This is a genomic window from uncultured Sphingomonas sp., from assembly GCF_913777625.1.
Taxonomy (GTDB): Bacteria; Pseudomonadota; Alphaproteobacteria; order Sphingomonadales; family Sphingomonadaceae; genus Sphingomonas.
In genome coordinates this window covers 1-13,123 of record NZ_CAJYTI010000005.1, presented here as the reverse complement: position 1 = coordinate 13,123, position 13,123 = coordinate 1, and the positions used below count along the sequence as shown (strand labels likewise).

The 13,123-nt window shown below is 67.5% G+C and carries 13 protein-coding genes and 1 pseudogene; 5 read left to right on the top strand and 9 right to left on the bottom strand.

Annotated elements, in window-relative coordinates; genetic code table 11:
* Positions 1 to 157 precede the first annotated feature (157 nt).
* The gene (locus tag QZ814_RS02355) at positions 158 to 928 is read right to left on the bottom strand and encodes an ABC transporter permease (protein ID WP_294329475.1); all 771 of its coding nucleotides are present in this window, start codon (positions 926 to 928) and stop codon (positions 158 to 160) included.
* Positions 925 to 1,851: an ABC transporter ATP-binding protein gene (locus QZ814_RS02350; protein ID WP_294329474.1), complete on the bottom strand. Its 927-nt coding sequence runs from the start codon at positions 1,849 to 1,851 to the stop codon at positions 925 to 927. The genes QZ814_RS02355 and QZ814_RS02350 overlap by 4 nt, the downstream gene beginning before the upstream one ends.
* 138 nt (positions 1,852 to 1,989) lie before the next feature.
* Between QZ814_RS02350 and QZ814_RS02345 the strand changes: the two genes are divergently transcribed.
* Both QZ814_RS02345 and nhaA read left to right on the top strand, forming a co-directional pair.
* Positions 1,990 to 3,588, top strand: a complete 1,599-nt coding sequence (locus QZ814_RS02345; RefSeq protein ID WP_294329473.1) for a lysine--tRNA ligase — start codon at positions 1,990 to 1,992, stop codon at positions 3,586 to 3,588.
* 163 nt (positions 3,589 to 3,751) lie between these two features.
* Entirely contained in the window at positions 3,752 to 5,014 is a 1,263-nt protein-coding gene (gene nhaA, locus QZ814_RS02340; RefSeq protein ID WP_294329472.1) for a Na+/H+ antiporter NhaA, read from the top strand.
* On the opposite strand, the gene QZ814_RS02335 is transcribed toward nhaA, so the two are convergent.
* Positions 4,915 to 6,033 carry an MFS transporter gene (locus QZ814_RS02335; protein WP_294329569.1) on the bottom strand — a complete coding sequence of 373 codons (1,119 nt, stop codon included), beginning with the start codon at positions 6,031 to 6,033 and terminating at the stop codon, positions 4,915 to 4,917. The two genes, nhaA and QZ814_RS02335, sit on opposite strands and share 100 nt — an antisense overlap.
* 135 nt (positions 6,034 to 6,168) lie before the next feature.
* Positions 6,169 to 7,539, bottom strand: coding sequence for an APC family permease (locus QZ814_RS02330; protein WP_294329471.1), 1,371 nt, complete (start codon positions 7,537 to 7,539; stop codon positions 6,169 to 6,171).
* 95 nt (positions 7,540 to 7,634) lie between these two features.
* On the opposite strand from QZ814_RS02330, the gene QZ814_RS02325 reads away from it, so the two are divergent.
* The 3 genes from QZ814_RS02325 to QZ814_RS02315 all read left to right on the top strand — a co-directional run bounded on the left by QZ814_RS02325 (position 7,635) and on the right by QZ814_RS02315 (position 9,550).
* Positions 7,635 to 8,210: a sigma-70 family RNA polymerase sigma factor gene (locus QZ814_RS02325; RefSeq protein WP_294329470.1), complete on the top strand. Its 576-nt coding sequence runs from the start codon at positions 7,635 to 7,637 to the stop codon at positions 8,208 to 8,210.
* Positions 8,203 to 8,898: an anti-sigma factor gene (locus QZ814_RS02320; RefSeq protein WP_294329469.1), complete on the top strand. Its 696-nt coding sequence runs from the start codon at positions 8,203 to 8,205 to the stop codon at positions 8,896 to 8,898. Before QZ814_RS02325 ends, QZ814_RS02320 begins: the two co-directional genes overlap by 8 nt.
* 85 nt (positions 8,899 to 8,983) lie before the next feature.
* Complete coding sequence (locus tag QZ814_RS02315) at positions 8,984 to 9,550, top strand: fasciclin domain-containing protein (protein ID WP_294329468.1); 567 nt, start codon at positions 8,984 to 8,986, stop codon at positions 9,548 to 9,550.
* Between the two features lie 81 nt (positions 9,551 to 9,631).
* Here the strand turns inward: QZ814_RS02315 and QZ814_RS02310 are convergent, their stop codons facing one another.
* The 5 genes and pseudogenes from QZ814_RS02310 to sucC all read right to left on the bottom strand — a co-directional run.
* Positions 9,632 to 10,294 carry a phytanoyl-CoA dioxygenase family protein gene (locus tag QZ814_RS02310; RefSeq protein ID WP_294329467.1) on the bottom strand — a complete coding sequence of 221 codons (663 nt, stop codon included), beginning with the start codon at positions 10,292 to 10,294 and terminating at the stop codon, positions 9,632 to 9,634.
* Positions 10,295 to 10,301: 7 nt separating this feature from the next.
* The gene (locus tag QZ814_RS02305; RefSeq protein WP_294329466.1) at positions 10,302 to 11,231 is read right to left on the bottom strand and encodes an electron transfer flavoprotein subunit alpha/FixB family protein; all 930 of its coding nucleotides are present in this window, start codon (positions 11,229 to 11,231) and stop codon (positions 10,302 to 10,304) included.
* Positions 11,231 to 11,980 (bottom strand): electron transfer flavoprotein subunit beta/FixA family protein, encoded by a 750-nt coding sequence (locus QZ814_RS02300; protein ID WP_294329465.1) that lies wholly within the window; start codon positions 11,978 to 11,980, stop codon positions 11,231 to 11,233. The genes QZ814_RS02305 and QZ814_RS02300 overlap by 1 nt, the downstream gene beginning before the upstream one ends.
* Positions 11,981 to 12,040: 60 nt before the next feature.
* A complete protein-coding gene (locus tag QZ814_RS02295; RefSeq protein ID WP_294329464.1) occupies positions 12,041 to 12,514 on the bottom strand; it encodes a GFA family protein in 474 nt (157 codons plus the stop codon).
* Positions 12,511 to 13,123, bottom strand: a pseudogene (gene sucC, locus QZ814_RS02290) (succinate--CoA ligase subunit beta); the annotation flags it as partial. The pseudogene sucC and the gene QZ814_RS02295, both read right to left, overlap by 4 nt.

The following is a 13,123-nucleotide window of genomic DNA, read 5'->3' as shown; positions in this document are numbered from 1 at the left end:
GCCTCATCTAAGTATAAGCACCACGAAACATCCGTATTTATCACTGGTTCCGATCGATTTTCTCGATGAGCATTTTGATGGTTAAGAAAAAGTGGATGAATTACCTTTCCATGAATTAATCATGGTGGATCAGGTTTATTGATCAAATTGGGCAGGATTAGTTCTTGAGGCGATACCCGGTCCGGAAGATCCACACGATCAGCCCTAGGCACAGCAGCAGGAACACGCCCGTAAAGCCCAGGCTCCAGGCGATGCCGACATCGCCGTGCCCGAAGAAGCTCCAGCGGAAGCCGCTCACCAGATATACCACCGGGTTGAATAGGCTCACTGTGTGCCAGGGCTCGGGCAGCATGTCGATCGAGTAGAAGGCGCCGCCCAGGAAGGTCAGCGGGGTCACCAGCAGCGAGGGCACGATGTTGAGCTGTTCGAAGCTCTTCGCCCAGATGCCGATGATGAAGCCGAACATGCTGAACGTGATCGCGGTGAGCAGCAGGAAGGCGATCATCGCCAGCGGATGATCTACCCGCAGCGGCACGAACAGCGCCGAGGTCGCCAGGATGATCAGCCCAATCACCACCGACTTGGTCGCCGCCGCCCCCACGAACCCCACCACCAGCTCGATCGCCGAGATCGGCGCCGAGAGCAGCTCGAACACCGTGCCGGTGAATTTGGGGAAGTAGATGCCGATCGAGGCGTTGACGATGCTTTGCATCAGCAGCGACAGCATGATCAGCCCCGGCACCAGGAAGCTGCCGTAATTCACGCCGTGAATCGAATCGATCCGGCTGCCGATCGCCCCGCCAAACACGATGAAGTAAAGCGAGGTGGTGATCACCGGGGTCGCGATCGACTGCCACAGCGTGCGGATCGTCCGCGCCATCTCGAACTTGTAGATCGCCCAGATGCCGGGAAAGTTGATGCCGTTCATGCCTGTGCCCCCACCAGGTCGACGAAGATGTCCTCCAGGCTCGACTTCGACGTGTCGAGATCCTTGAAGCCGATGTTCAGGTCGTGCAGCTTGCGCAGCAGCGACGGGATGCCGGTGCGTTCGGCCTGCGCGTCGAAGGTGTAGCGCAGCTTGTGGCCCTCGTCGGCGAGGCTCAGCTGCCATTCGCCGAGTTCGGCCGGAATCGCGGCGAGCGGCTCGACCAGGCTGAGATCGAGCTCGCGCTTGCCGAGCTTCTTCATCAGCGCGGCCTTTTCCTCGACCAGCAGCAGCTTGCCCTTGTTGATCACGCCCACCCGGTCAGCCATTTCCTCGGCCTCCTCGATATAATGGGTGGTCAGGATGATGGTGGTGCCGCGGTCGCGCAGGCGCCCGATCAGCTTCCACATGTCGCGGCGCAGCTCGACGTCGACGCCTGCGGTCGGCTCGTCGAGGAACAGGATGTCCGGTTCGTGGCTCAGCGCCTTCGCGATCATCACCCGGCGCTTCATGCCGCCCGAGAGCTCCATGATCTTGGCGTCGCGCTTGTCCCACAGCGACAGGTCCTTGAGGAGCCGGTCGCAATAGGCGTTGTCGGGCGCCTTGCCGAACAGCCCGCGCGAATAGCGCGCGGCGGAGCCGACGCGCGAGAACATGTCGACCGCGATCTCCTGCGGCACCAGGCCGATCTTGGAACGCGCTGCGCGCGGCTGGCGGATCGCGTCGTGCCCGTCGACCAGGATCGTGCCGGTGCTGGGGGTTACGATGCCGCAGATGATCGAGATGAGCGTGGTCTTGCCCGCGCCGTTCGGCCCGAGCAGGGCGAAGATCTCGCCCTTGTGGATGTCGAGATCGACATGGTCGAGCGCGGTATGGCCCGACGCATAGGTCTTGGAGACCTGGCGTAGCGACAGGATGGGTTGCATGGATGTGGCCCCGGCCGGAAGGAGCCCACAAGCTAGGGTGGCGTTAACCCTGGGGCAAGGTGCGGCAGGGGCGCAGTCCCGCCGCCGGACGCGCGAATATTTGCATCGCGGGCGCGAAAACGGCAGAGGCAGGGGACTATGAGCACCGTATCCCCCGAACTCCGCGCAGCCGCGCTCGTCTCCAAGGCCTGGCCCTATGAAGAGGCGCGCAAGCTGCTCAAACGCTACCCGCAGATCGCAGAGGGTGGCGCGCCGGAGAAAGGCCATGTGCTGTTCGAGACCGGCTATGGTCCTTCGGGCCTGCCGCATATCGGCACGTTCAACGAAGTGCTGCGCACCACCATGGTCCGCCGCGCCTTCGAGAGCCTGTGCGACGTGCCCACCCGCCTGATCGCGTTCAGCGACGACATGGACGGGCTGCGCAAGGTGCCGGACAATGTGCCCAACCAGGACATGCTGCGCGAACATCTCGGCAAGCCGCTGACCCGGGTGCCCGATCCGTTCGAGAAGTACGAAAGCTTCGCGCACCACAACAATACGCGGCTGCGCGAATTCCTCGACCAGTTCGGCTTCGAGTACGAGTTCGCCTCGTCCACCGACTATTACACTGGCGGCCGCTTCGACGACGCGTTGAAGAAGGTGCTGCGCCATTATCGGGGGATCATGGACGTGATGCTGCCGACGCTGCGTGCCGAGCGCCAGGCGACCTATTCGCCCGTCCTGCCGATCAGCCCCAAGTCGGGCATCGTGCTCCAGGTGCCGGTCGAGGTGGTCGATGCCGAGGCCGGCCTGATTGCCTTCGAGGATGAAGGCGAGCGGATCGTCCAGTCGGTGCTCGGCGGCAAGGCCAAGCTCCAGTGGAAGGTCGACTGGGCGATGCGCTGGGTCGCGCTCGACGTCGATTACGAGATGGCGGGCAAGGACCTGATCGACTCGGTCACCCAGTCGGGCAAGATCGCCCGCGTGCTCGGCGGCCGCCCGCCCGAGGGATTCAACTACGAGATGTTCCTCGACGAGAAGGGCGAGAAGATCTCCAAGTCCAAGGGCAACGGCCTCAGTCTCGAGCAGTGGCTGACCTATGGGCCCGAGGAAAGCATCGCCTTCTACGCCTATCGCGAGCCCAAAAAGGCCAAGCAGCTGCACCTCGGCGTGATCCCGCGCGCGATCGACGAGTATTGGCAGTTCCGCGGCAACTATGCCGGCCAGGCAGTCGAGCAGCGGCTCGGCAACCCGGTCCACCACATCCACAATGGCCAGCCGCCCGCGGAGACGCTGCCGGTCACCTTCGGGCTGCTGCTCAACCTGGTCGGCGTGATGGGCGAGGCGACCAAGGAGCAGGTCTGGGGCTATCTTACGAACTATGTCCCGGACGCGAATCCGGAAACCTATCCGGCGCTCGACCGTCTGATCGGCTATGCGCTCGCCTATGCCCGCGATTTCGTTGCCCCGACGCTCCGAAAGCGCGCGCCGGTGGGCGTGGAGATCGAGGCGCTCCAGCGGCTCGATGCCGAACTTGCCGCCCTGCCCGCTGATGCAACCGCCGAGGCGATCCAGGATCAGGTCTACGAGATCGGCAAGACCGGCGGCTTCGAGAACCTGCGCGACTGGTTCAAGGCGCTGTACGAGACGCTGCTCGGCTCCGAACAGGGCCCGCGCATGGGCAGCTTCATCGCGCTGTACGGCATCGCCAACAGCCGCAAGCTGATCGCCGAGGCATTGGCGAAGGTGGAAGGCTGAAAACACAGCGTATCCTCCCCCGCCAGGGGGAGGTGGCCCGCGTAGCGGGTCGGAGGGGGAGGTAAGCGACCAAGGATCGTCGTGCTTCCGCCCCCTCCGTCGCGCGTCGCGCGCCCCCTCCCCCTGGCGGGGGAGGATACGGCAACTGACAAGGGAGAAGACCATGCAACGCCGAATCCGCCATATCCGATCGGCGACGCGGGCCTTTCTGCACGGCGAGGCGGCGGGCGGCATCTTCCTGATCGCGGCCGCCGTGCTGGCGATGCTCGCGGCAAACCTGCCGGGCATCTCCGAAACCTATTTCCACACGCTGCACCTGCAGACCGGCCCGGTGATCGCGCCACTCCACGGGCCGATGACCGTGCATCTGTGGATTAACGACGGGCTGATGGCGGTGTTCTTCCTCCTTGTCGGGCTGGAGATCAAGCGCGAGTTCGTCGACGGGCGCCTGGCAAGCTGGGATCGCCGCCGCCTGCCGGTGATCGCCGCCGCGGCGGGCATGGCCCTCCCCGCGCTCGTCTATCTGCTGATCGCCGGCCGCACGCCGGGCGTCACCAGCGGCTGGGCGATTCCGGCTGCGACCGACATCGCCTTCGCGATCGGCGTGCTGGCAATCCTCGGCAGCCGCGCGCCGGCCGCGCTCAAGCTGTTCTTGACCACGGTGGCGATCGTCGACGACATGGGCGCGGTGGCGATCATCGCGGTCGCGTACACCGCGCATATCGACCTGATCGCGCTCGGTGGTGCCGCCGTGGTGCTGGGCGTGATGATCGCCTGTAACCGCTTCGGCGTGCGGCATCTGGCCGTCTATCTGGCGCTGGCGGTGGTACTGTGGGTGCTGGTGTTCCAGTCGGGCGTGCACGCGACCATCGCCGGCGTCGCTGCGGCGATGACGATCCCGCTGGTCAAATCCCCCGCCGCGCCCGATGCCGTGGACTCGCCGCTCCACAAGCTTGAGCATGCGCTGCATCCCTGGTCGGCCTTCCTGATCGTGCCGCTGTTCGGCTTCGCCAATGCGGGCGTGTCGTTCGACGGCCTGTCGCCTTCGATCCTGCTCGAGCCGCTGCCGCTCGGTATCGCGGCGGGGCTGTTCCTCGGCAAGCAGCTCGGCATCTTCGGCAGCATCTGGCTGGCGGTGAAGACCGGCATCGCCAAGCGCCCGGGCAATGCCGGCTGGCGGCAGATCTACGGCGTGTCGCTACTCGCCGGCATCGGCTTCACGATGAGCCTGTTCATCGGCGGCCTCGCCTTCCCCGGCAACGAACTGCTGGTCGACGAGGTTAAGCTCGGCGTGCTGCTCGGCTCGATCCTGTCGGCGGTGGCGGGTTACGCGGTCCTGCGGTCGACCAGCACCGCGACTCCCAGGATCGCCAACCCGCCCAGCGCCAGCAGCGCGCCGACCCAGCCGGTCGACGTCCAGCCGTAACCCGCGGCGATCGCGAGCCCGCCCAGCCAGGGGCCGAGCGCATTGGCGGTGTTGAAGGCGGAGTGGTTGAGCGCGGCGGCCAGCGCCTGCGCGTCGCCCGCGACATCCATCAGCCGAGTCTGCAGCACCGGCCCCAGCGCACCGGCAAAGCCGATCGCGAACACGTCGAGCGACACCCAGACGAGCGAGTGCGCCGCCAGCGGATAGAGCGATAGCGCGACGGCGCTGGCGACCAGCAGCGCCGCGCCGGTCGGCATCAGCGCGCGATCGGCGAAGCGCGGCACGACGATGTTGCCGCCGATCATCCCCAGCCCGAAGATCGCCAGCACCAGCGGCACGCCCCAGGGCGGGGTCCCGGTGACGTGCATCAGCGTCGAGGCGACATAGGTATAGACGCAGAACAAGCCGCCAAAGCCGATCGCGCTCACCCCAAGCGTCAGCCAGACCTGGCCGTTCGCCAGCGCCCGCAGCTCGCGCAAGGGGCTCGCGCCCTGCTGGGGCCGGTCCTGCGGCGCGAGCCACAGCACCAGCAGCACGGTAAGCAGCGCCAGCACCGCGACGATCGCGAAGCCCCAGCGCCAGCCCACTGCCTGGCCCAGCCAGTTCGCCGCCGGCACGCCCAGCACAGTCGCCACGGAGAGGCCCAGCATGATCCTGCCCACCGCCTGCGATCGCTGGTCGTTCGGCACCAGCGACGCGGCGACCAGCGACGCGATGCCGAAATAGGCGCCGTGCGGCAGACCGCTGAGGAAGCGGAAGAGCAGCATCCAGTGATAGGTGGGGGCCAGTGCGCTCGCCGCGTTGAACAGCGCGAAGCTCGCCATCAGCGCGATCAGCAGCGTCCGCCGCGACCATTTCGCCGCTGCCACGGCGAGCAGCGGCGCGCCGACCACGACGCCCAGCGCATAGGCGCTGATCACATGGCCTGCCGTCGGCTCGTCGATGCCGAGCCCCTTGGAGAAATAGGGTACCAGGCTCATCGTCGCGAATTCGGTGGTGCCGATCGCGAAGCCGCCCATGGCGAGCGCGAAATGGACCAGGCCCGGCGAGCGGGCGGCGGAGCGGGGCGAGGGTGCGTGCACGCATCGCAGATGGGTTTGCTGCACCGCAGCGTCAAATAGAAATACGTTTGCCGGCGAATGCTTTGCGCGCAATCAAGGCGCCTGTTCCAGCCGCGCCCTCCAGCCGCGCCGACGCAGTACCAGCAGGTAGTAGAGGGCAGAGAGCAGCATCTGTGCACCGGTGGCGAGCAGCGCCGGCCGACCCTCGGCAGGATCGAGCGCGTTGAGCCAGGTGACACCGGCCAGCACCAGCAGCGTGGCAATGGCGGGCAGCGGGTGCAGCGGCATGCGATACGGCGCGTGACCGGTGGTGCCGTGCCGCCGCCCGGCGATCGTCGCCAGCGCCAGCCCGGCATAGATGGCGATCAGCCCGGTGCCGCTCAGCAGCAGCAACAGCCGCAGCGGCAGGAAACAGGCGGCGATGCCGATGGCGCCGGACACCAGGGTCGCGCGCGCCGGCGAGCCGAAGCGCGGGTGGATCGCCGCGAGCCAGGCGTCGAGCGGTCGTCCCCAGCTCCCGTCGCGGGCGGTGGCGTAGAAGAACCGGCCATTGGCGAGGATGCAGGCGATCACCGCGTTGACGATCGCGACGAGGATGCCGATCGCTACCCACAGGTTGAGTGCCGGTCCGCCCCGCACGCGCACGAACGCGCCGAAGGGGTCCTCGGCCGACAGGAAGCCGGCGAGGTCCGGCGCGGCGACCAGCGCGGCGACGATGGGGACCGCCTCCAGCAGCAGCGCGCCGACCAGCGCCAGCAGGATCGCCCGGGCGATCCGCTGCGGGGCGGCATGCATCTCCTCGCCGAAATAGACCGCCGCGCCATAGCCGTTGAGCGCAAAGATCGCGACCGAGGTGGCAAGCCCGATATGTGCCGCCGTTGCCGGCACCAGCGCGGCGCCCGTTGGCGCCACCGGGTGGAGCAGCAGCGGCAGGATGTCGCGCACGGGCGTTGCCAGGCCCAGCACCAGGATCGCCAGCACCGCGGCCACTTCGGCGGCGAGAAAGGCGCCGGTCAGCAGCGCGTTGAAGCGGATGTCGAGGATGCCGACCAGCGTCGAGGCGAGCAGCACTGCGACGGCCACCGGTACCGCCGGTAAGCCGGGCAGCACCGTCGACGCCACCGATGCGATTCCCAGCGCGGCCACCGGCGGGAAGAGGAGGTTGTTGCAGGCGTTGACGCCCAGCATCACAAAGCCCGCCGCGGGCCCCAGCGTCTGCCCCACCATCACATATTCGCCCCCCGCCACCGGAAAGGCCGAGGAAAGCTCGGCATAGATCAGCGCGGTGGCGAGACACACCAGCCCGGCAAGGGCCAGCGCCAGCAGTGCGCCGGTGCCGGCGATCTGCAGGCTGCCCGGCATGATCACGAACAGCGACGAGGCCGGCGTGGTGATGGAAAGCGTGAGAAACAGCACCCCGGCGGTGCCCAGGCTGCGATCGAGCTGCGCGTTCGGTGCTGGCATCAGGCTCCCCAAGGTGCATCGCAGCGTGGGCGCACCCCGCGCACACGTCAATTGCGCCCGCTTGCCCTGCGCGCGCGAATCGCTAGGTTGCGCGCGTGGCTTCTCCCACCCCTTCGGCCGGCGACGGCGCGCGTGCCCGGCTGGTCCGGGCATTGTCCGATGTGGCTGGCGGCGACCGCCGGGCGCTCAAAACCGTCTATGATCTAACCGCGGCGAAGCTGATGGGCGTTTGCCTGCGTATCTGCCAGGACCGGGAAACCGCAGAGGACGTGATGCAGGAAGTGTACTTGAAGGTGTGGGACCGGGCGGGGCGCTTCGATGCGTCGCGCGCCAGCCCGATCACCTGGCTGTGCACGATTGCCCGCAACACCGCGATCGATTGGCGCCGCGCGCGCGGGCTCGGCGAGACCGCGGCGGTGGAAGCCGCGCTGGAAATCCCCGACGAGCGCCCCTCGGCCGACATGCTGCTGGAAGCCGGTCAGGCCCAGGCGCGGATCTTCGATTGCCTCGACGCCCTGGAAGAAAAGCCGCGCCGGGCGATTCGAGCTGCGTTCTTCGAAGGCCATTCCTATCCCGAGCTCGCCGCCGCTGCCGCGGTGCCGCTGGGCACGATGAAGAGCTGGATCCGCCGCGGCCTGCTGCAATTGCGGGGGTGCCTCGGCGATGGCTGAGCCGCTGCGCCCCGAAGACGAGGATATCGCGCTCGCCGCCGAACTGGCGCTGGGCGTGCTCGAAGGCGCCGAACTGGCCGCCGCCCGCCGCCGCCAGCTGGCCGACCCTGGCTTCGCCGCGGCGGTCGAGCGTTGGTCGCTGGATCTGGCGCCGCTGGCGCTGGGTGGTGTCGACGTGCCCGTGCCGAGCGGGCTCTGGGAACGCATCGAGGCGCGCCTGCCTGCGGGCCAGTCGGGTGCCGTGGTCGCGCTGCGGCGCTGGCGGGCGACCGCGATCGCGGCCAGCGCCGCCGCCGCGGTGCTGCTCGCCATCCTGCTGCTGCGGCCCGTGCCCGAAGCGGTGGTGTTGCCGCCGCGGCCGGTGGTGGTCGCGCAGATCACCGGCACCGCAGGCGCGACCTTCGCGGCGCGCTATGATGTCGATCAGGGGATGCTCCACATCCGCACTGACCAGATGCCCGCCAGCCGCAAGGCGCCCGAGCTGTGGGTGATCCCGGCCGGCGGCAAGCCGGTCTCGCTCGGCCTGGTCGCGACGCGCGGCGGCCGCGACATGGCGGTGTCCCCGGCGCATCGTCCACTGCTCGCCGATGGTGCGACGCTGGCGGTGACGATGGAGGACGGCGCCACCGCGCCCCACGCCAGCCCCAGCAGCGCGCCGGTCGCGGCAGGAAAAATCACGATCCTTTAATTTTTGCTGCATCCGGGGTGCGTGCCGCTCCGTAGCTCCGCCGCACCTCCAGCAAGAGAGGTGTGTAGCAAGAGGAAGCTAGAAGATGCCGCGCAAGACCCGTCTCGCCTCGCTCACCGGCATTGTGGGTGCCGCCCTGCTCGCCACCGGCGCCGTCGCCGCCGTGCAGAAGTACCCGATGGTCGGCGGTGCCGCCATGTACCCGACGAAGAACATCGTGGAGAATGCGGTCAACTCGAAGGATCACACCACGCTGGTCGCCGCCGTCAAGGCCGCGGGCCTGGTCGATACGCTGTCGGGCCCCGGCCCCTTCACCGTCTTCGCGCCGACCAACGCGGCGTTCAAGAAGCTGCCCGCCGGTACCGTCGACACCTTGCTGAAGCCCGAGAACAAGGCGACCCTCACCAAGGTCCTCACCTATCATGTCGTCGCCGGCAAGATGAGCGCCGCGCAGATCGCCGCCAATGCCAAGGCGCATGGCGGCAAGGCGACGCTCACCACCGTTCAGGGGGAGCCGATCACCATCATGAAGGGCCCGAGCGGCGGCTGGATGATCCAGGATGCCAAGGGCGGCAAGGCGAAGATCACCATCGCCGATGTGAACCAGTCGAACGGCGTGATTCACGTGATCGACAGCGTCCTCATGCCCTGACGCTGCGATAGGCCGCGCGCTATCCCCCTTTGCGCAAGGCCTGGCCCGCCGGCGACCCTCCTCGCCGGCGGGCTTTCTCGTTCAAACGCCCAGCCACGCGAGGTCGGGCGGCAGCTCGGCACTCGCATAATCCACCTGCAGCACGCGCCGGTGCGCCTTCACGCTGCTCGCGGCGGAGGCGTGGAGGATCGGCGTGCTGTAGATCCAGACGTCGCCGGGCTCGGCCAGGCAGGTCTCCGTGCCGCAGCGTGCCACCGCAGCGGCAATCTCCGCTTCCGGCACGCGGCCGAGCCGGTGCGAGCCGGGGGCGACCAGCAGCGGCGCATTGTCTGCCGGAACCGCGTCGAGATGGATCCGCAGCGTTACCATCGACTCGAACAGCGCGAAGGGCGGCTCGACATGGAGCAGGCCCTGCTTGGTCGACCAGGGGCCATAGCCGGCTGCCTCCACCCGCTCCCGCACCGCGATGGTGCGGTCCTGATGCCAGCCCAGCGCCCAGTTGGTCGCGGCGCTCTTGTCGAACAGGATGGCGCGAACGGGGCGGGCGGCGGCGCCCAGCCGCTTGATCGCGGGTGCTCCCAGCGCGTCGGGTGCCAACAGTTCGGCGAATCCCGGCACGCCGTGCAGCCGCAGGCCAGCCTTGTCCGCCGGCAGCGCGTCCGCCAGCGCGTGCAGCCGGGCAAGAAATGGGGCGGCCGCACCGGCAAGGTGCGCCGCCCCATCGCGTTCGAAATCGAGCGTCACGCGCGGCTCAGAGCTTGCTCGTCAGCTCCGGCACCAGCGTGAACAGGTCGCCGACCAGGCCGATATCCGCCACCTGGAAGATGGGGGCGTCTTCGTCCTTGTTGATCGCGACGATCGTCTTCGAATCCTTCATGCCGGCGAGGTGCTGGATCGCCCCCGAAATGCCGACCGCGACATAGACCTGCGGCGCGACGATCTTGCCGGTCTGGCCGACCTGATAGTCGTTGGGCGCGTACCCTGCGTCGACCGCCGCGCGGCTGGCGCCGACTGCGGCACCGAGTTTGTCGGCGAGCGGATCGATCAGCGCGTGGAACTGCTCCGAGGAGCCGAGCGCGCGACCACCCGAGACGATGATCTTGGCGCTGGTCAGCTCCGGACGCTCCGAGGCGGCGATCTCGGCGCCGACGAAGGTCGAGAGACCCTTGTCGCCCGCAACCGCGACGGCTTCCACCGTCCCGCTGCCGCCAGTGGCCGCCGCCTTGTCGAAGGCGGTGCCGCGCACGGTGATCACCAGCTTCTTGTCGCTGGTCTGCACGGTGGCGATCGCGTTGCCGGCATAGATCGGTCGGGTGAAGGTGTCCGGACCCTCGACCGAGAGAATGTCCGACAGCTGCATCACGTCGAGCGCGGCGGCGACGCGCGGCGCCACGTTCTTGCCCGTGGTGGTCGCCGGGAACAGCACCGCGTCATGGGCATCCATCAGTTGGACGACCAGCGGCGCGACATTCTCGGCGAGGAAATGCTCATAGGCCGCGTCGTCGGCGACATGGACCTTGCCCACGCCTTCGATCTGCGCGGCCGCCTCGGCCACGGCCGAGACGCCCTTGCCGGCGACGAGCAGATGGACTTCACCCAGCTTTGCGGCCGCGGTGACGGTGGAGAGCGTCGCGTCCTTGACGCTCTGATTGTCGTGTTCGACCCAAACCAGCGTCTTCATCACGCGACTCCCATGCCCTTGAGCTTCTCGACCAGCTCGTCAACCGAACCCACCTTGATGCCCGCCTGGCGCTTGGCCGGCTCGACGACCTTCAGCGTCTTGAGGCGCGGGGTGACGTCGACGCCGTAGTCGGCGACGGTCTTCTTCGCGACCGGCTTGGTCTTCGCCTTCATGATGTTCGGCAGCGTCGCATAGCGCGGCTCGTTGAGGCGGAGATCGGTGGTGACGATCGCCGGCAGCTTGAGGTCGACGGTTTCCAGGCCGCCGTCGATCTCGCGGGTGACCTTCACGCGCTCGCCGTCGATCTCGACCTTCGAGGCGAAGGTGCCCTGCGCCCAGCCGAGCAGCGCCGCGAGCATCTGGCCGGTCTGGTTCGAATCGTCGTCGATCGCCTGCTTGCCGAGGATGATCAGCCCGGGCTGCTCCTCTTCGGCGACCTTGGCGAGCAGCTTGGCGACCGCCAGCGGCTCCACCTCGTCATCAGTCTGGATGAGGATACCGCGATCGGCACCCATGGCGCGCGCGGTGAGCAGCACGTCGGTCTCCGCCTTGGCGACGCCGATCGTGACGACGACGATCTCGGTCGCTGCGCCCTTCTCCTTCAGCCGCACCGCTTCCTCGATCGCGATCTCGTCGAAGGGGTTCATGCTCATCTTGACGTTCGCCAGATCGACGCCCGTCCCGTCCGCTTTGACGCGGGGCTTCACGTTATAGTCAAGCACACGCTTGACCGGCACCAAGACCTTCATCGCATCCTTCCTGTCTGCCGGGGCTCTCCCCCTGACAATTGGGTTACGTTTACGCGAACGTCAACCGCTCGCAAGCGATTCGGCGTACGCCTGCATCAGCGTGCCGAAGGATTCCGGGGGCGGAAATTTTGGATAGCTGTACGAAGCGCCAGTCGCGGCCCAGGGCAGCGCTTCCTCGGTATAGGTCTCGAGGAAGGGCGGGGCGGACATCGGCACATCGAGCATCGTCACCCGGATGTTCACGAAGGCGTCGAGGCCTTCGGGCCGAGTGAACAGCCAGCTCTTGCAATGGTCGCAGTGGAAATGCCGGGTGGCGCCGTGCAGGCCGCCGATCACCGGCGCGCCTTGCGTGACCGCGAAGCTTTCCGCCGGGTAGAGCCCGCTCAGCGAATAGGCGCTGGCGGTCATGCGCTGGCAGCCGGTGCAGTGGCAAGCCATGGTGACGAGCGCATCGCCCGTCACCCGGAACCGCACGCGGCCGCAGCGGCAGCCGCCCTCGACCGACTTGCCAGTCGGGGCGGCCGTGTCGCTCACGCGACCTTCTTGACCTCCGCCACGATCTTCTGGGCGGCGTCGCCCAGGTCGTTGGCGGGAACGATGGCGAGGCCCGAATTGGCCAGGATGTCCTTGCCCTGCTGCACGTTGGTGCCTTCGAGGCGGACGACCAGCGGCACCGAGAGGTTCACTTCCTTGGCGGCCGCTACGATGCCTTCCGCGATGATGTCGCAGCGCATGATGCCGCCGAAGATGTTGACCAGGATGCCCTTCACCGCCGGATCGCTCAGGATGATCTTGAACGCCGCGGTGACCTTCTCCTTGTTCGCGCCGCCGCCGACGTCGAGGAAGTTGGCCGGGAACATGCCGTTCAGCTTGATGATGTCCATCGTCGCCATGGCGAGGCCGGCGCCGTTGACCATGCAGCCGATGTCACCGTCGAGCTTGATGTAGGCCAGGTCGTACTTCGACGCTTCCAGCTCCATCGCGTCTTCTTCGGTGGTGTCGCGCAGTTCCATCAGGTCCTTGTGACGGAACATGGCGTTGCCGTCGAAGCCGACCTTGGCGTCGAGCACCATCAGCTTGCCGTCCTCGGTGACGGCGAGCGGGTTGATCTCGATCTGCTCGGCATCGGTGCCCAGGAACGCG

What these genes read in the sequence shown, in the direction of transcription:
- QZ814_RS02335 (WP_294329569.1), bottom strand. Translation starts at nt 6,033, where the DNA reads ATGGGCGGCTTCGCGATCGGCACCACCGAATTCGCGACGATGAGCCTG.
- nhaA (WP_294329472.1), top strand. Translation starts at nt 3,752, where the DNA reads ATGCAACGCCGAATCCGCCATATCCGATCGGCGACGCGGGCCTTTCTG.
- QZ814_RS02345 (WP_294329473.1), top strand. Translation starts at nt 1,990, where the DNA reads ATGAGCACCGTATCCCCCGAACTCCGCGCAGCCGCGCTCGTCTCCAAG.
- QZ814_RS02320 (WP_294329469.1), top strand. Translation starts at nt 8,203, where the DNA reads ATGGCTGAGCCGCTGCGCCCCGAAGACGAGGATATCGCGCTCGCCGCC.
- QZ814_RS02330 (WP_294329471.1), bottom strand. Translation starts at nt 7,539, where the DNA reads ATGCCAGCACCGAACGCGCAGCTCGATCGCAGCCTGGGCACCGCCGGG.
- QZ814_RS02315 (WP_294329468.1), top strand. Translation starts at nt 8,984, where the DNA reads ATGCCGCGCAAGACCCGTCTCGCCTCGCTCACCGGCATTGTGGGTGCC.
- QZ814_RS02300 (WP_294329465.1), bottom strand. Translation starts at nt 11,980, where the DNA reads ATGAAGGTCTTGGTGCCGGTCAAGCGTGTGCTTGACTATAACGTGAAG.
- QZ814_RS02305 (WP_294329466.1), bottom strand. Translation starts at nt 11,231, where the DNA reads ATGAAGACGCTGGTTTGGGTCGAACACGACAATCAGAGCGTCAAGGAC.
- QZ814_RS02355 (WP_294329475.1), bottom strand. Translation starts at nt 928, where the DNA reads ATGAACGGCATCAACTTTCCCGGCATCTGGGCGATCTACAAGTTCGAG.
- QZ814_RS02350 (WP_294329474.1), bottom strand. Translation starts at nt 1,851, where the DNA reads ATGCAACCCATCCTGTCGCTACGCCAGGTCTCCAAGACCTATGCGTCG.